18 protein-coding genes are annotated in these 20,376 nt (G+C 66.8%); 7 read left to right on the forward strand and 11 right to left on the reverse strand.

Translation table 11 applies throughout. The annotated features are described in order from the left end of the window. Positions 1-14 precede the first annotated feature (14 nt). A complete protein-coding gene (locus tag SR858_RS16090) occupies positions 15-1,757 on the reverse strand; it encodes a M14 family metallopeptidase (protein WP_019920020.1) in 1,743 nt (580 codons plus the stop codon). A 68-nt stretch (positions 1,758-1,825) separates the two neighbouring features. On the opposite strand from SR858_RS16090, the gene SR858_RS16095 reads away from it, so the two are divergent. Further along, positions 1,826-2,194: a Fur family transcriptional regulator gene (locus tag SR858_RS16095; protein ID WP_019920021.1), complete on the forward strand. Its 369-nt coding sequence runs from the start codon at positions 1,826-1,828 to the stop codon at positions 2,192-2,194. Between the two features lies 1 nt (position 2,195). On the opposite strand, the gene SR858_RS16100 is transcribed toward SR858_RS16095, so the two are convergent. Together SR858_RS16100 and SR858_RS16105 are read right to left on the reverse strand one after the other, a co-directional pair. Then, positions 2,196-2,585, reverse strand: a complete 390-nt coding sequence (locus SR858_RS16100) for a MerC domain-containing protein (RefSeq protein WP_019920022.1) — start codon at positions 2,583-2,585, stop codon at positions 2,196-2,198. Beyond that, on the reverse strand, positions 2,585-4,672 hold the full coding sequence (locus SR858_RS16105) for a TonB-dependent receptor domain-containing protein (RefSeq protein WP_019920023.1): 2,088 nt from the start codon (positions 4,670-4,672) through the stop codon (positions 2,585-2,587). Before SR858_RS16105 ends, SR858_RS16100 begins: the two co-directional genes overlap by 1 nt. 88 nt (positions 4,673-4,760) lie before the next feature. Here SR858_RS16105 and SR858_RS16110 point away from each other — a divergent pair, with 88 nt between their 5' ends. Next, positions 4,761-4,994 carry a hypothetical protein gene (locus tag SR858_RS16110; protein ID WP_154819710.1) on the forward strand — a complete coding sequence of 78 codons (234 nt, stop codon included), beginning with the start codon at positions 4,761-4,763 and terminating at the stop codon, positions 4,992-4,994. Here SR858_RS16110 and SR858_RS16115 read toward each other — a convergent pair. From SR858_RS16115 to cydD, 6 genes are all read right to left on the reverse strand, one after another. Then, positions 4,991-5,245, reverse strand: coding sequence for a hypothetical protein (locus tag SR858_RS16115; protein WP_019920025.1), 255 nt, complete (start codon positions 5,243-5,245; stop codon positions 4,991-4,993). The two genes, SR858_RS16110 and SR858_RS16115, sit on opposite strands and share 4 nt — an antisense overlap. A gap of 62 nt (positions 5,246-5,307) precedes the next feature. Further along, positions 5,308-5,418, reverse strand: a complete 111-nt coding sequence (cydX, locus tag SR858_RS16120; RefSeq protein ID WP_026636946.1) for a cytochrome bd-I oxidase subunit CydX — start codon at positions 5,416-5,418, stop codon at positions 5,308-5,310. Positions 5,419-5,439: 21 nt separating this feature from the next. Beyond that, positions 5,440-6,594, reverse strand: coding sequence for a cytochrome d ubiquinol oxidase subunit II (cydB, locus tag SR858_RS16125; protein ID WP_019920027.1), 1,155 nt, complete (start codon positions 6,592-6,594; stop codon positions 5,440-5,442). Between the two features lie 10 nt (positions 6,595-6,604). Continuing rightward, the gene (locus SR858_RS16130) at positions 6,605-8,209 is read right to left on the reverse strand and encodes a cytochrome ubiquinol oxidase subunit I (protein WP_019920028.1); all 1,605 of its coding nucleotides are present in this window, start codon (positions 8,207-8,209) and stop codon (positions 6,605-6,607) included. A 44-nt stretch (positions 8,210-8,253) separates the two neighbouring features. After that, entirely contained in the window at positions 8,254-10,134 is a 1,881-nt protein-coding gene (locus SR858_RS16135) for an amino acid ABC transporter ATP-binding/permease protein (RefSeq protein ID WP_019920029.1), read from the reverse strand. Further along, on the reverse strand, positions 10,131-11,873 hold the full coding sequence (gene cydD / locus SR858_RS16140; RefSeq protein WP_019920030.1) for a thiol reductant ABC exporter subunit CydD: 1,743 nt from the start codon (positions 11,871-11,873) through the stop codon (positions 10,131-10,133). The genes SR858_RS16135 and cydD overlap by 4 nt, the downstream gene beginning before the upstream one ends. A 113-nt stretch (positions 11,874-11,986) precedes the next feature. On the opposite strand from cydD, the gene SR858_RS16145 reads away from it, so the two are divergent. Next, positions 11,987-12,586, forward strand: a complete 600-nt coding sequence (locus tag SR858_RS16145) for a GbsR/MarR family transcriptional regulator (protein WP_019920031.1) — start codon at positions 11,987-11,989, stop codon at positions 12,584-12,586. A 37-nt stretch (positions 12,587-12,623) separates the two neighbouring features. On the opposite strand, the gene SR858_RS16150 is transcribed toward SR858_RS16145, so the two are convergent. Beyond that, positions 12,624-13,148 (reverse strand): M23 family metallopeptidase, encoded by a 525-nt coding sequence (locus SR858_RS16150; RefSeq protein WP_019920032.1) that lies wholly within the window; start codon positions 13,146-13,148, stop codon positions 12,624-12,626. 87 nt (positions 13,149-13,235) lie between these two features. Then, a complete protein-coding gene (locus tag SR858_RS16155) occupies positions 13,236-15,665 on the reverse strand; it encodes a pectinesterase family protein (RefSeq protein ID WP_019920033.1) in 2,430 nt (809 codons plus the stop codon). A 158-nt stretch (positions 15,666-15,823) separates the two neighbouring features. Between SR858_RS16155 and SR858_RS16160 the strand changes: the two genes are divergently transcribed. The 4 genes from SR858_RS16160 (at position 15,824) to SR858_RS16175 (ending at position 20,344) form a co-directional block, all read left to right on the forward strand. After that, the gene (locus SR858_RS16160; RefSeq protein WP_019920034.1) at positions 15,824-16,450 is read left to right on the forward strand and encodes a response regulator; all 627 of its coding nucleotides are present in this window, start codon (positions 15,824-15,826) and stop codon (positions 16,448-16,450) included. Continuing rightward, positions 16,447-16,806, forward strand: coding sequence for an Hpt domain-containing protein (locus tag SR858_RS16165; protein WP_019920035.1), 360 nt, complete (start codon positions 16,447-16,449; stop codon positions 16,804-16,806). Before SR858_RS16160 ends, SR858_RS16165 begins: the two co-directional genes overlap by 4 nt. Positions 16,807-16,819: 13 nt before the next feature. Further along, on the forward strand, positions 16,820-19,021 hold the full coding sequence (locus SR858_RS16170; RefSeq protein ID WP_019920036.1) for a hybrid sensor histidine kinase/response regulator: 2,202 nt from the start codon (positions 16,820-16,822) through the stop codon (positions 19,019-19,021). Positions 19,022-19,117: 96 nt separating this feature from the next. Then, positions 19,118-20,344 (forward strand): HD-GYP domain-containing protein, encoded by a 1,227-nt coding sequence (locus tag SR858_RS16175; protein WP_019920037.1) that lies wholly within the window; start codon positions 19,118-19,120, stop codon positions 20,342-20,344. Positions 20,345-20,376 lie beyond the last annotated feature (32 nt).

The raw sequence follows: 20,376 nt of genomic DNA on the forward strand, positions 1-20,376 counted from the left end.
TGATCAATTACCGCTCAACGCTCCATCAGCACCGGGTAAGTCCAGCGCGCGCGATCGAGATACGGCGAGCGCGCCAGCCACCAGCGCAGGCGCGCCTGCGGATCGCCGGCCAGCGCGGCGTCGGCCGCCAGCGCTGCGGCAAAGCTGGCGCGCAGGGCCGGATCGGCCGCCATCATGCGGTCCGCCATGGGCGCCAGCAAGTGGCGCGGCAATTGCGATTCGAGCGGCAGGGCGTTATCGAAATGGCCGGTGGCCAGGAACGAGTCGTCGCTCTCCGGTTCCAGCAGCGCCGCCGCCAGCAAATGAAATGGCTGATCGCGCGGAATGCGCACCGAACCGGCCGGCAGCGTCCACTGCTTTTGCGCGCGCAGCATACCGGCGCGGTCCTTGCCGCTGGCCAGTTGCACGGTCTCGAGCAGCAGCGTTCGCGGCGCTTTCAATTCCTCCATCACGATGCCGTGGCGGCGCAGCGCCGCGATCATGCCCTGCTGTTCGGCGCCGAGCCACCACGCCGCCGGCAGCGCCACCTCTCCGGTCGAGCGCACGCCGAAGACCGGCATGGCGATATCGATCGGCTCACCGGTCCAGCGCCGCTCACGCACGCCGGATGCCGGCGACAGGTACGAGTCATAACGATAGCCCTTGAAGGTTTTGACTTCGAGCGGCGCGGTCTCCTTCTCCCAGCGCACCATCAACTGCGCCGGGCGCGCAGCGCGGTCGCGCGCCTTGGCGGCGGCAATGCCCTGCCCTTCGCGCGCCACGGTCTTGAGCGACTGTTCGAGCAGCACATAGGTGCCGAGCACCCGGCGTTTATAGGGCTTCATGGCGTGGTTTTCGACCAGCACCGTGGGAATGCCGACAAAATCGCCATAGCCGGTCGAATAGCGCGGCCCTTCGGCGCTGATGCGCAGCCCCTTCTCGGGCGCATCTTCGTCCACCCAGCTCGGATAGATGTCGGGCGTGTGGCCCTGCGCGGTGAGCGCCGCGTTGACGTCGGCGTGATAGGCGGTCATCAGCCAGTCTGCGGTCGCGCGCGAGCGCGCATAGGTGCCCCAGCCGGCAAAGGTATATGTCACGTCGTACTGGTAGTCGATGCCATCGCTCACGTGCACGTCGATGTACAGCGCCGGATCGAAGGTTTGCAGCAGCTTGACCACGGCGGCAATCTCGGGCGACTGCAAGCGCGCGTAATCGCGGTTGAGGTCAAGTCCCTGGCCGTTGGTGCGCGCGCCCTTGGTGTCCGGGCCGTGCTGGTGCGGACGGCCGATGTCGCTGGCGTTTTCATGGCCATCGACATTGAGGATGGGGATGAACACCAGGTCCACCGCGTCAAGCAGGTCGTCGCGGCCGCGCAGGGCGATATCGCGCAGCAGCATCAGGCCCGCATCCTTGCCGTCGATCTCGCCCGAGTGGATGCCGGCCTGGATCACCACCACCGGTTTTTTGGCGCCAGGCTTCCTGGCCAGCACGTACACCAGGTCGCGCCCCTGCAGGCTCTTGCCGAAGGTGTGCAGCGACAGCAGCTTCGACGTTCCCGCCAGCGTGCGCAGGTAGTCCAGCGTTTGCGCATGGCTGGGAGAAGAACGAAAATCGGAACGCTCGGCCGGCGTGGCCAGGCGGTCGGCGGCCGGCACGATCAGCTGCTCGCTCTTGCCGTTCCACGGCGCGGCGGGCGGCAGAACTTGTGGTGCTGGTGCGGCGGATGTTGGGGCGCTTGCATACAGCGAAGTAATGAAAAACAGCGATCGAAACAACATGTGAAGGTTCCCGGTTATATAATGAAGACCTGTCCGGGCCGTCGTCCGGCGCCGAGGAACAGAATCGAATGGAACGAAATACCCGCCAGCGCACCGCCATCCACCAGTGCATCACCGCCGCAGGGCGCCCGCTCGCGCCGCAGGAAATTCTCGAGCACGCGCAGCAGGCCGTGCCGGGCATCGGCATGGCCACCATCTACCGCAATATCAAATCGCTGCTGGAGTCGGGCGAGATCGCCGCCGTGTCGCTGCCCACCGGCGGCGACCGTTACGAAGTGGCCGGCCACGGTCACCACCACCATTTTCACTGCCGCGCGTGCGACAAGGTGTTCGAGGTGCATGCATGCCCCGGCGACATGCAGAAGCTGGCGCCCAAGGGCTTCCAGCTCGAGTCGCACGAGCTGACCCTGTACGGCCTGTGCGACCAGTGCAAATAAATTAATCGGTCGCGCAGCTCTTGCAATTGCCGTGGTTGCGGCGATGCGCGACGATCAGCAGCAGGCTGCTGCCAATGGCCAGTGCAGTCTCCCAGGCCTGGCCGAACAGCGGCCCCACCACGTACACCGCCACGATAAACGCTGCCAGGCCGGCAGCGCCCAGCAGCAGCGCCACCGGTTCGCGGTGCTTGATAAAGCCCGGCAGCAGCGCCACGATCACCGGTATCGTCACGCCCAGCACCAGCAGCGAGTGCACGGAATCATGCTCATGGCCCAGGCCCAGCATGGGAAACGCCGCCAGCAGGAACGGCATCGCCACGCAATGCGCCAGGCAGATGCCCGATGCGGTCATGCCCGCGTAGTCGCCCCACCGGATCAGGTATTTCATCATCAGAACGACACGCGCACGCCGGCGGTGACATTCCGGCCCGGAAGCGGCGCCGCGTTCTTGATGAACGAGGTGTGGCTGTACGCCAGTTCGTTGGTCAGGTTGTTCAGGCGCGCATAGATCTGCGCCGGCATGCCGCCGAGGCGCAGCGTGTAATGCGTGCCCACGTTGAGCATGTTGTAGCCGGGCGTGGCGCCTTCGAAGCCGGCGACCTTGTCCTGCTTGTTCACGCGGTAGAACTCCACCTGGCCGTGCAGTTGGCCCAGGTTGCCATCGACGCGGGCGCCCAGGCGCGCGGCCGGAATGCGCGGCAGGTTGCGGTCGCCGCCGGCGCCGTCGAAGCGCGCACGCACATAGTCGCCGAACACGGTGGCCTCGAACGCTGGCGAGAACTTGTGTTTCACTTCGCCTTCCAGGCCGGTGAAGGTGGCGTCGCGCTGGGCGTATTCGATCAGCTGGAAGCCTTCGAAGTTGTCCAGCGTGCGGGCGTAGATATAGTTATCGACCTTGTTGTGGAAGGCGCTCAGCGAGAACGTGGTGGCGCCGGCATACTTGCGCAGCGTGAGATCGACGTTGTTCGAGGTCTCCTTGTCCAGGTCCTGGTTGCCGATCTCGTAGGTGCTGGTCGCCATGTGCACGCCATTGGCATACAGTTCCTCGGCGGTAGGCAAACGGTGCGCGCGCGACAGCGACGCGCGCAGAGAATACTCGGGCGCAAACTTCCACACCGCGCCCACGGCGACCGACGTGCCGCTAACATCGTGATCGCGCAAGCCGGCCTGGTTGACGGTGATGTCCTGCCACTCGTGGCGGGCGCCCGCTTCGAAGCGCCAGTCGGCCAGCTTGTATTCCTCGGTGACGTACACGGCGTTTTTCCTGGTGATGGTCGCCGGCACGTAGGCTTCCTCGCCGTCGGCGACGAAATCGCGCTTGGTCGTTTGCACGCCCACCACGCCGCGCCAGCCGCCCAGCGGTGCGTGTTCCGCTTCCACGCGTACGTCGTGCGCCTTGTTGCGGAAGCTGGTCGCCACTTCGGCGCCTTCCAGTTCGTCGTGCTGGTAGTCGGTGAGCGAGGCGCGCAGGCGCACCTTGGTGATGCCGGCCACCGGCGCGCGGTATTCGCCGCGCACGTCCCAGCGGTTGCTGTCGAGTTTTACGGTCGGCACGGCACCTTCCTCGTGCTCGTGGTCGTGATCGTGGCCTTCTTCCTCTTCATGCTCGCCGCAATGCAGGGTGGCGCCATGCGGGTGGCAGCCTTCGAATTCGTGGCTGTGGCCCGGAATGCCGTAGCTGGTGCGCTCCTTGGTGTAGGCCAGGCCCAGGTAGCCGTTGGCGCCGATCCACGACAGACCCACGCTGCCGGTGTCGGTGTCCTTGAAGCTGCCATCGACGGTGCGGCCTTCGCTCCATCCCTTGCCGACCTTGTAGGCATCGGCTTCGCGCTTGACGCCTTCGGCGTGAAAGGCAAAGCTGCCGGCGCCGCCGGTCACTTCGAATGCACCCGCCTTTTCACGGGCGACCGAGTTGGCGCGCAGTTCGGCGCTGCCTTCCAGGCCGTTGACTGGAATCGCGGTCGGAATCTTGCGGTCGATGATGTTGATGGTGCCGCCCACCGCACCGCCGCCATAGGCCAGCGCCGACGGGCCGCGCAGCACTTCGATGCGCTCGGCCAGCATCGGCTCGAACGCCACCGCGTGATCGGGGCTGATGGTGGAGGCATCCTGGATTTCCGCGCCGTCCGACAGGATTTTGACGCGCGGGCCGTCCATGCCCCGGATGATCGGGCGGCTGGCGCCGGCGCCGAACTGGCTCGAAGAAATGCCGGGCTGGCGGTTGAGGGTCTCGCCCAGGGTCGATTCGCGCACGCGCACCAGCTCATTACCGCCGATGGACGTCACCGGCGTGATCATGTCGTCGCCCACCACGCCCAGCGCGCTGGCCGAGACGATCACGGTCGGCACCGACTCCGGATCGGCCGCCAGACGGCTTTCGGCCTGGACCTGGGTTTGGGCGTGGGCCAGCGGGAAATGGCTCAATGCCAGCGTGATGGCCAGGGCGATCGGGGTGCGGTTGCTGCGAAAAACGGACATGGGAAGTTCCTTATCGATGCTTGATAGTCGGTAATGATAAGTCATTATCATTAAACACTCAAGCGTTACGTGTCTCCCGTACGTCGATATGGTCCGCCGGCCAGCGCGACTCGAACAGCGTGCCGCCCAGGGCAGACGGCCGGCACGCCGCCTGACCGCCGTGCGCCTTGGCGATGGCGCCCGCTACCGCCAGCCGCTGCCGCCGCTCTCGCGCGAACGCGAGCGCGATTGTTCGCCGCGCTGGAATGCCTCGCACACGTGCAGCACCAGTTCCGGCGCAATGCCGGGTCCCTCGTCCGCCACCTGCAAGGTGCAGGGCTAGTTCGGTGCGGGCGGTGGATTGCGCACCTGCTCCAGCAGCGCCAGCGCCGCCTGTTCGGCCGCACCTTCGGCCTCGGCTTCGGTGCCGAACACCTGGTCGGCCGCCACGCGCTGACGCCCATGAATCACATTCATGTGCATGGGCGTGGCGGACGGCGCCGAGATGGCGACAAACGCGCCCCACTGGTCGCTCCCCTCCAGCGGCTCGGCCATGTATTCGACCTGGTACTCATCGATGGTTTTGATCGGCATAACAGACCTCCAGAAAATTGAAGGGCCAATATAACCGCAGTATTACCCAGCGTGGCGCGCGCCTAATGTGGCACGCCCTCGGCATCGTCCTCCGCCATCTCGTACCACATCGCATTCAACACTCCAAACATCGCTGCCAGCGGCAGCCCCAGAATCCAGGCGAAATACCACATGATTGACTCCTTTATCGACAATTAATAAGCATGGCCGCGATGGTCGGCAATCGCCTCGCCATCGACCTTGCCCCACAAGACCTTGTACACCCAGCTGGTGTAGGCCACGATCAGGGGAATGAACACGCTCGACACCACCAGCATGATGAACAGCGTCAGGTGGCTCGACGACGAATCCCATACCGTCAGGCTGGCGCGCGGATCGAGTGACGACGGCAGGATGAACGGGAACATGGCCGCACCCACGCCCAGGATGATGCCGGCAATCGCCGCGCCGGAAGCGAGCAGCGCCAGGCCGCCGCGCCGCGCGCGCAGCAGCGCCAGCGCCAGCAGCGGCGCGGCCAGGCCCAGTACCGGTGCGACGCAGGTCCACGGATGGTTTTCGAAGTTGGCGAACCAGGCGCCGGTCGCTGCCTGCGCGGTCTTGAACAGCGGGTTCGACGGACCTTCGGTAGCGATGGCGCTGGTGATGCGGTAGCCATCGACCGCCTGCCACAGCGCCACGCCGGCTGCGGCGTACAGCACCACGGTAGCCACTGCCGCCACACTGCCGTAACGGCGCGCACGGTCGGCGACCGCGCCGTCGGTTTTCAGTTGCAGCCACGCCGCACCGTGCATCACCAGCATGGCCACCGACACCAGGCCGCACAGCAATGCGAAGGGATTGAGCAGGCCGAGGAAGGTGCCTTCGTACAGGATGTGCATGTCGTAGGCGAAGCGGAACGGCACGCCCAGCAGCACGTTACCGACAGCCACGCCGAAGATCAGGGCCGGCACCACGCCGGAGAAGAACAGCACCCAGTCCCAGCGAGCGCGCCAGCGCGGGTCTTCGCGCTTGCTGCGGAATTTGAAGGCGACCGGGCGCAGGATCAGTCCCGTCAGGATCACGAACATGGCCAGGTAGAAGCCCGAGAACGACACCGCATACAACTGCGGCCACGCGGCGAAGATGGCGCCGCCGCCCAGGATCAGCCATACCTGGTTGCCCTCCCAGACCGGGCCGATGCTGTTGATGATGACGCGCCTTTCCAGGTCGGTCTTGCCGGCGAACGGCAGCAGGATGCCGGTGCCCAGGTCGAAGCCATCGGTGACGGCAAAGCCGATCAGCAGCACGCCAAGCAGTACCCACCACACCAGGCGCAGGGTTTCGTAAGACAGTAATTCATGCAGGATCATGATGTGCTCCTCAAGCGGATTGGGGTTGGTTGACCGATGGCGCGGCCAGCGAGCGCCCCTTCGGTGCTGCTGGCACGACGGCCACGGTGAATTCCTCCGGGCCCTTGCGGATCGCCTTGAGCATCAGCTTCATTTCGATCACCAGCAGCACGGTATAGATCGCGGCAAAGCCGGCAATCGTCGCCAGCAGCGTCGCCACACCCAGGTGCGACACGGCCATGGCAGTGGGCAGCACGCCTTCGATCACCCACGGCTGGCGTCCCAGTTCGGCGACGATCCAGCCAGCTTCGGCGGCCACCCACGGCAGCGGAATCGCCAGTACCGCCACTTTCAGCAGCCAGCGGTGCTGGTCGAGCGTGCGGCGCACCGACAGCACGAAGAAGGTCGCGGTCAGGGCGATGAAGAAGATGCCCAGGCCTACCATCACGCGGAAGGACCAGAACAGCGGCGCCACGGGCGGTACGGTGTCGAGCGCGGCCTGGTGGATCTGCGCAGGCGTGGCCAGTCTTGGATCATCGACATAGCGCTTGAGCAGCAAGGCATAGCCAAGCGCCTGGCCCTTCTCTTCGAACACCGCTTGCGCTGCGGCGGGTACCGGGCTGCCCGGCGCCACGGCGCGGATGGTTTGCAGCGCATCGTAGGCGACAATGCCGTCGCGGATGGTGTCCTCGCCCTTGCGCACCAGCTGGGCGATGCCGGGAATTTCGGTGTTCAGTGAACGGGTGCCGATCAGGCCCATCACCATCGGGATGTGCAGCGCATAATGCGTCTCGCGCGCCTGCTGGTCGGGGAAGCCGAAGGCAGTAAAGGCGGCCGGCGCCGGCTCGGTTTCCCACATGGCTTCGATGGCGGCCAGTTTCATTTTTTGATGTTCCGACGACTGGTAGCCGCTCTCGTCGCCGAGTACCGCCACCGACAGCGAAGCGGCCAGGCCGAACGCTGCGGCCACCGTCATCGAACGCTTGGCCAGCGCCACGTGGCGGCCCTTGAGCAGGTACCACGCCGAGATCCCCAGCACGAAGATGGCGGCCACCGTGTAGCCGGCCGACACCGTGTGCACGAACTTGGCCTGCGCCACCGGATTGGTGAGCACGGCGCCGAAGTCGGTCACTTCCATGCGCATGGTTTGCGGATTGAGCGCGGCGCCGACCGGGTTCTGCATCCAGCCGTTGGCGATCAGGATCCACAGCGCCGACAGATTGGAGCCCAGTGCGACCAGCCACGTCACCACCAGGTGCGCGCGTTTTGACAGCTTGTCCCAGCCGAAGAAGAACAGGCCGACAAAGGTCGCTTCTAGGAAGAAGGCCATCAGGCCCTCGATGGCCAGCGGCGCGCCGAAGATGTCGCCCACATAGTGGCTGTAGTAGCTCCAGTTCATCCCGAACTGGAATTCCATGACGATGCCGGTGGCCACGCCCATGGCGAAGTTGATGCCGAACAGGATGCCCCAGAACTTGACCATGTCGCGCCAGATGGTGCGGCCGGTCATGACGTACACGGTCTCCATGATGGCAAGAATGATGGACAGGCCGATGGTGAGCGGCACGAACAAAAAGTGGTACAGCGCAGTGAGCGCGAACTGCAGCCTGGATAAGGCGACGATATCGAAGTCCATGATGTTTCCCTGGTTATTACAATTTACAATAGTTGATGGCTGATTCAGTCCTGCCGCAGCGCAGCCAGCGCGGCGTCGAAATCCTGCGTTCCCCGCCGCACATCGAACGCAATGCGGCCGTTGCGCACGCCCACCAGCCGGTCGGCCAGCGCTGCCTCGCGCCGCAGGTGGGTGGCGATGATCACGGTCTGCCCTTCAGCGCGCGCGTGCTGGTCCAGTCCATGCAGCACGTCGCGGGCAGTGGCGGCGTCCAGCGCCTCGGTTGCTTCATCGAGCAGCCACACGCGCGACGGGTGCAGCAGCAACCGCGCCAGCGCCAGCCGGCGCGCCTGGCCGCCCGACAGTCCCAGCCCGCCTTCGCCGAGCATGGTGTCCAGCCCCTTGCCGAAGGCGCGCACTTGCGCATCGAGCCCCGCCGCTTGCAGCGCGTGCCACAGGCGGTCGTCGCCGGCGTCGGGCGCGGCCAGGCGCAGGTTGTCGCGCACGGTATCCTGGAACAGTTCCGTGCGCTGGGTGAACAGGCAGGCTTGGGCTGCGTGCACGCTGCCGTCCAGTGGCGCGATCTCGCCGGCCATCAGCGCCAGCAAGGTCGATTTGCCGGCCCCGCTGGGGCCTACCAGCGCTACCCGTTCGCCGGGTGCGATGCGCAGGTCGATGGCGTGGACCACCGGCGTGCGGCCCGACTGCGCGGCCGATACCTGCTCGAAGACGATGGCGGCGCCGGTGCTGGCATTGCCAGCGGTGTTGATGTCGATAGGGCCAGCGACGTTGGCATCGATTGGCTTGGTCGATACCGTATCGGCGGTGCTCGCTGTCGTGGTGGTGGCGGCCGCAGTCGCGGCGGCGGCCACGTTGGTCTCGGGCGAGGTGGTGGCGGAAGTAACTACACTACCGGTCGCGGCGGCACCTTCAGCGACAATCACGTTGGCGGTCGCACCGGCCGGCGCCAGGCCCTGCTCCAGCCTGGGCCCCAGCCGTTTCATTGCGAGCCACAACCGCCCTGCTTCCAGCGCGCCGCGCCGCAGGCCGGCGAACGGTTCCATGGCGGCGAGCGCGATCAGGATCGCCAGCGCTGCCAGCGGCACCGGCATGGCGCGGTACTCGACCAGCGCGGCGGCGGCCAGCAACACCGCAGCCAGCGTGGCGCTGCCGGCAATGCCGAACGCAGCACCGGCGCAGGTGTCGCGCTGCATCAAGGCCAGGTCGGCGCGGGCCAGCGCGCGGTCGGTGCGGGACAGGGCCTGGCACTGGGCGTTCAGGCGTCCGGCCATGGCCAGTTCGGTCTGGCCGGCCACCAGGTCGATGGCGCGGGCGCGCAGCGCTTCCACGGCGCGCGAGCGGGCCACACCGGGACGGATCGCGCTTTTCAACAGCAGCAAGGTGATCGCGCCGCCGCACACCAGCAGCCACAGGCCGAGCACCACGCCCAGTTGCCACTGCATGAATGCGACCACCACGCCGGCCAGCGCGGCCGCGCACAACGCGGTGGCAGCCGGCACCAGCAGGCGCAGGTACAGCGACTCCAGCGCATCGATGTCGGCAGTGAGACGGAACAGCAGTTTCGAGGGACTGCGCAGCAGGCGGCTGGCGGCATCGGGCAGCGACCAGCCCCGGAACAGCCGTACGCGCAGCTCGGCCAGCGCACCGAAGGTGGCGTCGTGCGTGACCAGCCGCTCGGCGTAGCGGGTGCCGGTACGGCCCAGCGCCAGCAGGCGGATCCCGGCCGATGGCGCGAACACGTCGAACATGAAGGCGGTCGAAGCACTCATGCCGGCGATGGCGGTAGCGGTGATGAACCATCCGGACAGACCGAGCAAGGCCATGCCGCCCAGCGTGGTCAATGCCGCCAGCACAGCGCCGAGCAGCAGGCGTTTCGGTTCGGCCAGCAGCAACTGGCGCAGTGCGGCATGCGATGCAGCGTTCATGCGATGCTCCTTTGTGGCGTGATGCGCACGGACAGGTCGATGGCGCGGTGCAGGCGCGCGGCCAGCACCGGGTCATGGGTGGCGACCAGCATGGTCTTGCCCCTGGCAAGCGCCAGCAGCGCATCGGTCACCCGGGTGGCGGTTTCGCTGTCTAGGTGCGCGGTCGGTTCGTCCACCAGCAGCAAGTCGGCGTGCGGCCACACGGCAACCCGGGCCAGTGCCAATCTCACGGCCTCGCCGCCGGACAGGCCGTGGCCGCCGTCGCCCAACATCACTTCCGGCCGTGCTTGCGCCACGGCGCCCAGGCCGGCCAGGTGCAGCGCGCCGGTCACGGCCTGCCCGGCTTCCACCGGACGGCCAAGGGTGATGTTGTCCGCCACCGGGGCGGTGAAGACATGCGGGCGTTGGCCCATCCAGGCCATGCGCCGGCGCAACGTGGGGGCGCTGGCGTGATCGAGGATGGTACCGCCGACGCGGATTTCGCCAGCTTGCGCTGGCAGCAGCCCCGCCATCAGCGCCAGCAAGGTGGTTTTGCCAACGCCGCTCGCGCCCAGCAGCGCCACGTGTTCGCCTGGGCGCACGGTGAAGGAGAAGTCATCAAACAGCGGTTGCTCGCCGGCGTGAGCGAAGTGCAGATTGCGGACGTCGACCACAGGTGGCATCCTTGAGGGAGCAGCTTCGGTGGCTTCAGCAACAGCCACGCCAGCGCCAACGACGGCAGTGCCAGCACCGCCCCCGGCGGACAAACCGAGACCATCACCGGCGCCGACCAGCATCACACCACCTGCCGCCAGGTCGCGCAAGCCGGCCAGTCCCGCCTCGCCGGCCGCCTTGTCGTGCCAGACGGCGGCCAGTTCGCGCAGCGGCTCGAAAAAGGCCGGCGCCAGCAGCAGGATGAACAGGCCCTGGGCCAGCGTCAGTCGTGTGTCCCAGGCGCCAAAATCGAGGGTGCCCAGCAACGAGAAGCCGATATACACGGCCACCATCGCCACGCCCAGCGCCGAAAACAGCTCCAGCACGGCGGAAGACAGGAATGCGATGCGCAGCACGGCCATGGTGCGGCGGCGCAGCGACTGCGCGGTGTCGCCCAGGCGGGTGGCGGTGGCGTCCACGGCGCCCAGCGCGCGCAAGGTTGCCAGGCCGCGCAGGCGGTCGAGCAGGAAGGCATTCATGCCACCCAGCTCCACCATGTGGGCGCGGCTGGCCGCTTGCGCGCCCATGCCCACCAGCGCCATGAAGACCGGGATCAGGGGCGCCGCTACCAGCAGCACCAGCGCAGCGATCCACGACAGCGGCGCGATGGCCGCCACGATGGCCAGCGGCGCCAGCACGGATTTCCACCGCGCCGGCTGGAAGCGCACCAGGTAAGGCACTACGGCTTCGGCCTGCTCGGCCAGCACGCTGGCCGCTTGCCCCGACCGGGCGCGATCGCGGTCCAGCGGCGAACGGTGCGCCAGCGCGGCCACCGCGTGCGCCCGCAGCGCCGACAAGTGGCTGCGCGCCGCCGCATACATGGCGCGCGCCCCCCAGGCCTCGGCCAGTGCGCGCAGCACGCCCAGCGCCAGCACGGCCGCCGCCGGCAGCAACGCCGCACGCCATCCGGCACCTTCTACCATGCCCTGCACCGCCCAGGCCAGCAACGCCGCCTGCGGCAACCACACCAGGGCGGCGGCGCCCTGCACCAGCGCGGGCAGGCGGGGAACGGCAAATACCGGCAGTGAAACGCTTGCGGAAGACATGGCAACAACATCCTGTAATTACTGAGTTTTCAGAAATTCTTGTAAATTCGATTTTTAGTATAATACGCCGGAACGATGATGTACATCAATTTTTATAGCCGGAGACGTCCACCATGCCGAATACGCCAGCCACGCCGACACCGAACAACTTCCAGATGACACCGCTGGCCCAGGGCTTCATCAGCCACTTCGGCGAGATGGGCAGCCGTTGGGGTTTCAACCGCACGGTGGGACAGGTATATGCGCTGCTGTTCGTGTCCGAGCAGCCGCTGCACGCGGACGAAATCGCCGAGCACCTGACGTTCTCGCGCTCGAACGTGAGCATCGGCCTGAAGGAATTGCAGGGATGGGGGCTGATACGGCAGACGCGCCTGCCGGGCGACCGGCGCGAGTATTTTTCATCGCTGGGCGATGTCTGGCAGATTTTCAAGGTGGTGGCGGCCGAACGGCGCCGGCGCGAGGTAGCGCCGACGTTGACGGTGCTGCGCGAATCGCTGATGGCGCCAGCCGGCGAACCGGGCGACCGCTACGCCCAGCAGCGCATGCGCGAGATGTACGAACTGGTGGACCTGGCCAACACCTGGTTCGAAGAGATGCAGCACCTGTCGCCCGAATCGCTGGCGCAGCTGATGAAGATGGGCGCCAAGGTGCAAAAGCTCCTCAGCACCAAGGACCGCCTGTTGGGCGGAAAAAGCAAGGCTAGCCAGGACTGAGCGGTTTGCTCGTACTGGTCACGCCATCTGGGTCAAGTCAGTTCCTTTTGCCAGGTCCAGTCGGTTCCGCACGCAGCAGCGGATACGGATTGATTGCGCCGCCCATGTCATAGACGCCGTAATGCAGGTGCGGCGGCGTGCCCTTGGCATTGCCGGTATCGCCAACGTAGCCCAGCACCCTGCCCGGCTCGATGCGCATGCCCGCTGCCACGTCAGCGTAGCGATCGAGGTGGGCGTAATAATGGCGCTGGCCGCCCGGCCCCATTACCCACACCACCTGGCCGCCGAGACGGTTGGTGCCGACTCGCACGACGATGCCCTCGGTGGCCGACAACACCGGCGTGCCGCGTTTGGCGAAAATGTCGATGCCCTCGTGCTTGCGCCCCTCGCTGCGCGCACCGCCCCAGGTGTCGCGCAAGGCGCGCGGCTTGACGCCTTCGACCGGTACCGGCAACGTGGTAGGCTTGTCCATCGCTGCCAGGCGCATGGTGTACATGGCGCGTTCGATGCCTGGTCCGAGTAAGACGTAGCCCACGATGAGGACGACGGCAATCACCAGCATACGTAGAAAAATCCGAACAGCCCTCATGTTTGCGCTTTGCTTCGATCAAATCCGGATGTTACCTCTTTCGCTAGACCGCATCGTTTTCTATTCGGGGCGCCATCCCCTGCCCCCGCCAAACCCCGCAAAAAATTCCGCCCGCGTCGTGTAAGCCGCCCTGGCCTCCTGCGCATCGAGCACCCGGCCAAACTGGCGCGCGCTGGTGTCCAGCGGTCGGCCTTCAAGGTCCATGCTGCCGTACTCGCGCCAGCCGGCGGTGGCTGTCGCCCGGGCCGGGTTGGGCGCCGGCTGCCTGGCGTTCGGTCCGGCCCAGCCGACCGGCGCGATATGCGGCCCCATGCGGCAGTTGATGAACGCCACGTGGTCCCAGGTGGCGGCGTAACCGGGACTGCGGGCCAGCCAGGTGGCGCCGGCCGGGACGTCGTTGCCGGTGGGACCGGGGCCGTGGGTCAGTCGGCTGTTGACGAACATGAAGCCCTTGTCCTGCGCGGAAACGGTGCGCGCCTGCAGCAGGTAGCCGCCGCTCTTGCCATTGCCGCTATCGCCGACGGTGCGCAGTTCGCTGTCCTCGAACAGCGCAGCGCGGTTGTTGCCCCAGATGTAATCCACATTGCCGGCGATGAGCGAGCGGTAGAACCACGAATAACCGCGCACCTGCACCGTATCCTGCTCGCTGAACAGGCTGGCGTTTTTGACGATCAGGCGCCCCTCGCTGTTGAAGAACAGCGCCTCGGCCTGGCCGCCGGTGGGCGCGGCGCGCAAGGCGCTGTTGCGCAGCGTGAGGCCATCGATGGTGACCATGTCCGCATCCTCGATCAGCAACACCGCGCGCCCGCCGGTGATGCCGGGCGCACGCGCCTCCTGCGCCGTACCGGAGCCGGGGTTGACGCCGTCGCTGTTGACGGCGTCGATTACCACGCCGTCGCGGCTCTGGCCGCGCAGGGTGAGATTGTCCTTGCCGCGCAGGTAGAGCAGTTCCTGGTAGCGGCCGTCGCGGATGGTGACCGTGACCGGCGCCGTGCGCGCGGTGTGCTGCATGGCGTAATTGAGCGCGCCCTGCACCGTGCGGAAGTCCGCTGCACCGTCGTCGTCCACCACCAGCGCCTGGGCGCCCGGCGGCAAGGCGGCGCGGGTGTGAAAAGTCCAGCCCTGCTGCTGCGTCACTCCGGCAAACGCCGCGCCGCCGATGGCGCCAACCAGCACGCCCTCATCGACCGTTACCCGGTACTGCTCTCCCGGCGCCAGTTTGGCACTGTGCAGGTGGATGATGGCATCGCGCCCGTCGATGGCCACCGGCTGCCACCGCACCGCGCGCCGCAGCGGCTGGCCGGCGTAGCCGAGCAAATCGGCCTCGCCCCCGGCGCGGACGGTGTCCACCAGCGCGCCGTCCCGCACGCGGTACACGCGGATGGCGCCACCGGACTCTCCCGGCACCGGCGCCTGGTCGAAGCGCAGCCGCAGCGGCGTATCGTATGGCACGTCGCGTTCGCCGATAGCCGGCAGCACCGCGCCTGCCAGTTTGACATCGGACCGGCGCGCGGGGCTGGCGGCGGCAACCCGCACTTCCAGCACCGACTGCACATTGGGGTTGTCCGGGCTGGCGAGGGTGACAGTGGTGACGCCGGCCACACGCGGCGCCAGCACCAGCGCGCCATCGGCCACCGTTGCAGCCACCAGCGCCGGCTGCGCGACACTGGCCGTAAAGCGTATCGTTTGTGCGCCGTTCGCAGGTGCGGACATGGCGGCGTCCTGCAGCGCGCTCGGCGTGAGGTAGCCCGGCACGGCCAGAGACGTGTTGGCGCTGGCCGTGCCGTTGCCACTGGCGTTGGAACCGGCATCGGCAGCAGCCACGATGCGATACGGTCCCAGCGCGCTCACCGCCAGCGACACCGGCGCATCCCCCACCGACAACTGCACCCGCTGCGGCGCGCGCGCCAGCGCCAGGCGCGCCGGCTTGTCGGTGGCGGCGCCGGTTGCCGGCACGTTCATCTCGAACGGCGCGCCCTGCGCCACCACGCCGTAGCCGCCCGCCTGCGCCAGGCCGCCGTCGATCACGCTGGTGATGCGTTCGCCGTCGAGGTAGGCGGTGAGGCTGTTGCCGGCCATTTCGAGCCGCACCGTGTAAAAACGCGCATCGCTGGCAGCCGCACGGTTGAACTGCTTGAGGCGCGCAAGGCGGCCGTCCTGCATGCGCACGATCTCGATCTGCATGCGTCCCTTGGCATCCTGCCAGGCCAGGCCGGCGCCGTACCAGTTGTCGGCATCCTGGTAGCGGCCCACCACGTAGCCGCGGCCATCGGCGCCGGCAGCGGGCAATGGCCGCAACCGCGCCTCCACGTACGCGTCGGCATCGGATTTTCCCACAATGCGCACCGGCGCATCGGCGTCGATCCGCAGCGGCGCCCTGGTTTCAAGGGGCGCCGCTGCATGCGCCGACGGGCGATCGCCGGCAACATCGGGGGCCTGGGCGGCAACGGGCGCCAGCGCGGCCAGCGCCAGCAGAGCGGTCAAGGACATCGGGTCTCCAGGTTAAACGTTTTATCGGCCGTTCATTCTAACCCATGCGTCACCCGCTGCGCCTTGCCGGCATCGCGCCAAAAAATCCACAAATTCATTGATTAAAATGATTTTTACCGATAATCTCGAATTTCCTTGATTGCTGGTAGTTGCTTGTAATGAAATCTGTAACTGAAAACGACGAAGTCTGCACCACCCAGCGCGCCGCCGAAATCCTCGGCGTGTCGGTGTCCTCGGTCCAGCAACTGGTCGAATCGGGCGCCATCGACGCCTGGAAAACCCGGGGCGGCCATCGCCGCATTCCGATGACGGCGGTACTGGCCTACAAGGGCCATGCAGGTGCGCAGACACCAGCCGCGCCTACCACACCGCCGCCCCGCCAGCCGGGCCGCGAACAGGCGACCATCCTCGTGGTGGAAGACAACCCGATGCAGCGCACCTTGTACCGGAAGCACCTAAGTGCCTGGAATCTGCCAGCGCAACTGGTCTTCTGCGAAAACGGCTACCAGGCCTTGCTGGAGGTGGCGCGCCGCCAGCCCGACATCGTCGTCACCGACATCGTCATGGACGGCATCGACGGCTACGAACTGCTGAACACCATCGTCAACGACCCGCAACTGCGGCCCATGCACATCGCCATCGTCTCGGCGCTGGGCGAGGCCGATCTCGACGCGCGCGGCGGCCTGCCGCCGGGCGTGGTCTTCTTCAGCAAGCCGGTCAACTACGACGAGTTGCGCGGCTACCTGCGCGCCGGCTGTGCCCAGTTCATGCGGGCCGCAAAATGAGTCCTTACCGTTACCAGAGCATCGACCCCACCGTGCTGATGGAAGCGGCCGGCGACCACGGTACGTTCATCACGCTGTCGCATACCTTCCTCGAACATGCGCCGGGGTTGTTCGCCCGCCTGGAACAGGCGTTCGTTCGGCGCGACCATGCCGCCATCGCCGCCAGCAGCCACGCGCTCAAGGGCATGGCGATGCTGATCGGGGCGAACGAACTGTCGAGCCAATTGCAACGCCACGAGTCGGCCGCGCGCCAGGGCTGCGCACTCGATGCGGCGCAGGCGGAGCTGTCGCCGCTGCTCGCGCTGGTGATGCGCGAAGTCACCCAGAGCATCGTGCGCGCGGTGCCGCAGCACTGAGGCAAGGCCTGCCATGATCATTGCCAGGCGCCGCTGGACCGCCCTCACCGCGCGCCGCACCACCGTCATCGTGTGCGTGGTGCTGCTGGCCATGCTGGGCGCCACCACGGCGCTGGTAAGCTGGCGCCTGTATGTCCACGAAATTGCCGACTGGCGCGATGAACTGGACAACCTCACCCTGGTACTGGCCGAGAACACCGCCCAGACCATGACCTCCACCTACCAGGTGCTCGACAGCATAGACGCGCTGGTGGCGGACGCCGCCCACACGGCCGGCCCGTCGCCGGCCGCGCGCCGTGCAGCCTTCGGCAGCGCCCGCATGCACCAGGCGCTGCGCGACCGCATGAGCGTATCGCCGCAGATCGGCGTGGCCACCATCATCGCCGCCAACGGCGACGTGATCAACTTCACCCGCAGCCACCCGGCGCCGGCCATCAACCTGGCCGACCGCGACTACTTCATGCACCACGTGCAGAACGACTCGCCCAAGCCGTTTCTCTCCATCCCGGTGCGCAACAAGGGCAACCAGACCTGGACCTTTTATGTGAGCCGGCGCCTGAACGACGATGCCGGCCGTTTCGCCGGCGTGATCCTGGTGGGCGTGTCGTGCGATTTCTTCGGCGAGTTTTTCCGCAACGTCAGCCTGGGCGAGCATGCCGCCATCTCGCTGTACCGCAGCGACTTCACGCTGCTGGCGCGCTGGCCCGTGCGCGAGGCCATGATGGGCAAGCGCAACTTGGGCGGCGCCACGTACGATGTCATCACCGCCGGCAAGCGGCACGATGTAGTGCTCACCAGCAGCCCGCGCGTGGCCGACGGCATGCGCAAGGTGACCCGCATGGGCGCCGTGCGCGTGGTGCGCGATTACCCCCTGATCATCAACGCCACCATCACCGACGACCTGCTGCTGGCGGGCTGGCGCGACAACCTGCGCATGCTGGGCGCGGTGGTCCTGCCCAGCATGATCGCGGTACTGGTGGCCTTTGTGCTGATGGCCTTCCTGCTCAAGCGCCGCGAGGAAGATGCGCGCCAGGCACTGGCCCTCAAGGCCGACGCCGACGCCGCCAACGCCGCCAAATCGCGCTTCCTGGCCATGACCAGCCACGAAATCCGCACGCCGATGAACGGCATCATCGGCATGAGCGAATTGATGCTCGATACCCGGCTCGACGCCACCCAGCGCACCTACGCCGGCAATGTGCACCAGGCCGCGCTGGAACTGCTCCACATCATCAACGACGTGCTCGATTTTTCCAAGGTCGAAGCGGGCCACATGCAGCTCGAACGGCAAACCTACGCGCCGGCCCAGCTGATCGACCAGGTGCTGGCACTGCACCGCGCCAGCGCCGAACGCAAGCAGCTGCGCATCACCGTCGATGTGGACAGCCTGCCGGGCCTCGTGGAAGGCGATCCGGCGCGGATGCGCCAGGTGCTGGGCAATCTGCTCAACAACGCCATCAAGTTCACCCCGGCGGGCACCATCGGCATCGGCTTCCAGGCCATCGCACCGGCCGCCGGCGCGCAGGCCGGGCAGTGGCGGCTGCGCTACACGGTCACCGACAGCGGCATCGGCATCTGCCCGCAGGCGCAGTTGCACCTGTTCGAGCCGTTCCGCCAGGCCGACAGCAGCATCGGCAACCGCTATGGCGGCACGGGCCTGGGCCTGGCCATCTGCAAGCACCTGGTGGAACTGATGGGCGGCACCATCCACTGCACCAGCGCGCCGGACCAGGGTTCCTGCTTCAGCTTCGAACTGCCGGCGCGGCTGGCGCCAGAGCCTGCGGCCGGCAGCGAACCCGTACCGGCCCCGGACTCCGCATCCGTGCCGGCGGCGGCAGGCCATGCGCTGCTGGTGGAAGACACGGAAATGAACCGCCAGCTTGCGCGCATCCTGCTGCGCAAGCTCGGCTGGACGGCCGACGAAGTGCACGATGGCCAGCAGGCGCTCGAGGCGCTGGCCACGCGGCGCTACGACCTGGTGCTGATGGACTGCATGATGCCGGTGATGGACGGCTACGAAGCGTGCCGGCGCCTGCGCGCGCGGGAAGCGGCCAACGGCTGGCCGCGCACGCCGGTCATCGCGCTCACCGCCAACGCCATCGACGGCGACCGCGCCCGCTGCCTGGAAGCCGGCGCCGATGGCTATCTGACCAAACCCTTCACTGCTACGGCATTTGCCGAGGCCATTCGTCGCTGCACCATTACGGATGCGTAACATTCTCACCAAAAATCACTAAACAATTATGTATCCCCAAGGAAAATTAGCGTATATTTGACACAATCATTGAATATAACGATTTTACCAATTTACATGCTGAAGAAAATTACCATCGAACAGCTTGCCCTCGGCATGCACGTCCACGCCGTGTGCGGCTCCTGGTTCGACAATCCCTTCTGGAGCAATTCGTTCACCATTGAATCCTTGCTCGACCTGGCCAAGCTGCAGGGTGGCCGCGTGCGCCAGGTCTGGATCGACACCAGCAAGGGCGCCGATGTGACTGCCCCCTTACCCGTTCCCCTGGCAGCGCCAGCGCCGACGGCATCGTCGCCCCCCGCCGCACATGAAGCGCCTCCGGCGCCAGCGCGCCCCGAACGCCCCACCAGCGGCACCGCCGACGAACTGGCGCGCGCCGCGCGCATCATCGCCCAGTCGCGCCGCGCGCTGACCACCATGTTCGGCGACATCCGCATGGGCCGCCTGATCGACGTGGGCCAGGCCACGCCGCTGGTGGACGATATCTCGGCCTCGGTGCTGCGCAATACCGGTGCGCTCATCAGCCTGGTGCGCCTGAAGCAGGCCGACGACTATACCTATCTGCACTCGGTGGCCGTGTGCGCGATGATGGTGGCGCTGGCGCGCCAGTTGGGCCTGGACGAAGACGAGGTACACCAATGCGGCATGGCCGGCCTGCTGCACGACGTCGGCAAGATGGCGGTGCCGGTTGCGGTCCTCAACAAGCCGGGCAAGCTGACGGACGACGAATTCTCCAGCGTCAAGCAGCATCCGCTGGCCGGCCACGCGCTGCTGCTCAAGTCGGGCAATGTGCACCCGGTGGCGCTGGACGTGTGCCTGCACCACCACGAACGGGTGGACGGCGCCGGCTATCCGCACGGGCTGCGCGGCGATCAACTGAGCCTGCATGCGCGCATGGGCGCGATCTGCGACATCTACGACGCCATCACCTCCAACCGTCCGTACAAGGCCGGTTGGAGCCCGGCCGTGTCGCTGCGGCGCATGGCCGAATGGACCCGCAGCGGCCACCTCGACGCCCAGGTGTTCGCCGCCTTCGTCAAGTGCATCGGCATCTACCCGCTGGGCACCCTGGTGCGGCTGCGTTCCGAGCGCCTGGCGGTGGTGGTCGATAACAGCCGCTCGCTGCTGGCGCCCGTGGTGCGGGTGTTTTTCTCGATCCGCAAGGACATGCACATCCCGCCCATAACGCTGGACCTGATGCACGACCAGGGCACCGAAGGCATCGCCGGCTACGAAGAACCGGACACCTGGAACCTGGGCGACCTGTCCCATTTCTGGACCTGAGCCGATTCCGTCTAGAATGGCGCTACTGTTCA

It is taken from the genome of Duganella zoogloeoides (assembly GCF_034479515.1).
GTDB classification, from domain to species: domain Bacteria; phylum Pseudomonadota; class Gammaproteobacteria; order Burkholderiales; family Burkholderiaceae_D; genus Rugamonas; species Rugamonas zoogloeoides.

Bases quoted from the DNA above. Each gene is read 5' to 3' on its own strand.
- SR858_RS16090 (WP_019920020.1), bottom strand. From the start codon at position 1,757: ATGTTGTTTCGATCGCTGTTTTTCATTACTTCGCTGTATGCAAGCGCC.
- SR858_RS16095 (WP_019920021.1), top strand. From the start codon at position 1,826: ATGGAACGAAATACCCGCCAGCGCACCGCCATCCACCAGTGCATCACC.
- SR858_RS16100 (WP_019920022.1), bottom strand. From the start codon at position 2,585: ATGATGAAATACCTGATCCGGTGGGGCGACTACGCGGGCATGACCGCA.
- SR858_RS16105 (WP_019920023.1), bottom strand. From the start codon at position 4,672: ATGTCCGTTTTTCGCAGCAACCGCACCCCGATCGCCCTGGCCATCACG.
- SR858_RS16110 (WP_154819710.1), top strand. From the start codon at position 4,761: ATGGTCCGCCGGCCAGCGCGACTCGAACAGCGTGCCGCCCAGGGCAGA.
- SR858_RS16115 (WP_019920025.1), bottom strand. From the start codon at position 5,245: ATGCCGATCAAAACCATCGATGAGTACCAGGTCGAATACATGGCCGAG.
- cydX (WP_026636946.1), bottom strand. From the start codon at position 5,418: ATGTGGTATTTCGCCTGGATTCTGGGGCTGCCGCTGGCAGCGATGTTT.
- cydB (WP_019920027.1), bottom strand. From the start codon at position 6,594: ATGATCCTGCATGAATTACTGTCTTACGAAACCCTGCGCCTGGTGTGG.
- SR858_RS16130 (WP_019920028.1), bottom strand. From the start codon at position 8,209: ATGGACTTCGATATCGTCGCCTTATCCAGGCTGCAGTTCGCGCTCACT.
- SR858_RS16135 (WP_019920029.1), bottom strand. From the start codon at position 10,134: ATGAACGCTGCATCGCATGCCGCACTGCGCCAGTTGCTGCTGGCCGAA.
- cydD (WP_019920030.1), bottom strand. From the start codon at position 11,873: ATGTCTTCCGCAAGCGTTTCACTGCCGGTATTTGCCGTTCCCCGCCTG.
- SR858_RS16145 (WP_019920031.1), top strand. From the start codon at position 11,987: ATGCCGAATACGCCAGCCACGCCGACACCGAACAACTTCCAGATGACA.
- SR858_RS16150 (WP_019920032.1), bottom strand. From the start codon at position 13,148: ATGCTGGTGATTGCCGTCGTCCTCATCGTGGGCTACGTCTTACTCGGA.
- SR858_RS16155 (WP_019920033.1), bottom strand. From the start codon at position 15,665: ATGTCCTTGACCGCTCTGCTGGCGCTGGCCGCGCTGGCGCCCGTTGCC.
- SR858_RS16160 (WP_019920034.1), top strand. From the start codon at position 15,824: ATGAAATCTGTAACTGAAAACGACGAAGTCTGCACCACCCAGCGCGCC.
- SR858_RS16165 (WP_019920035.1), top strand. From the start codon at position 16,447: ATGAGTCCTTACCGTTACCAGAGCATCGACCCCACCGTGCTGATGGAA.
- SR858_RS16170 (WP_019920036.1), top strand. From the start codon at position 16,820: ATGATCATTGCCAGGCGCCGCTGGACCGCCCTCACCGCGCGCCGCACC.
- SR858_RS16175 (WP_019920037.1), top strand. From the start codon at position 19,118: ATGCTGAAGAAAATTACCATCGAACAGCTTGCCCTCGGCATGCACGTC.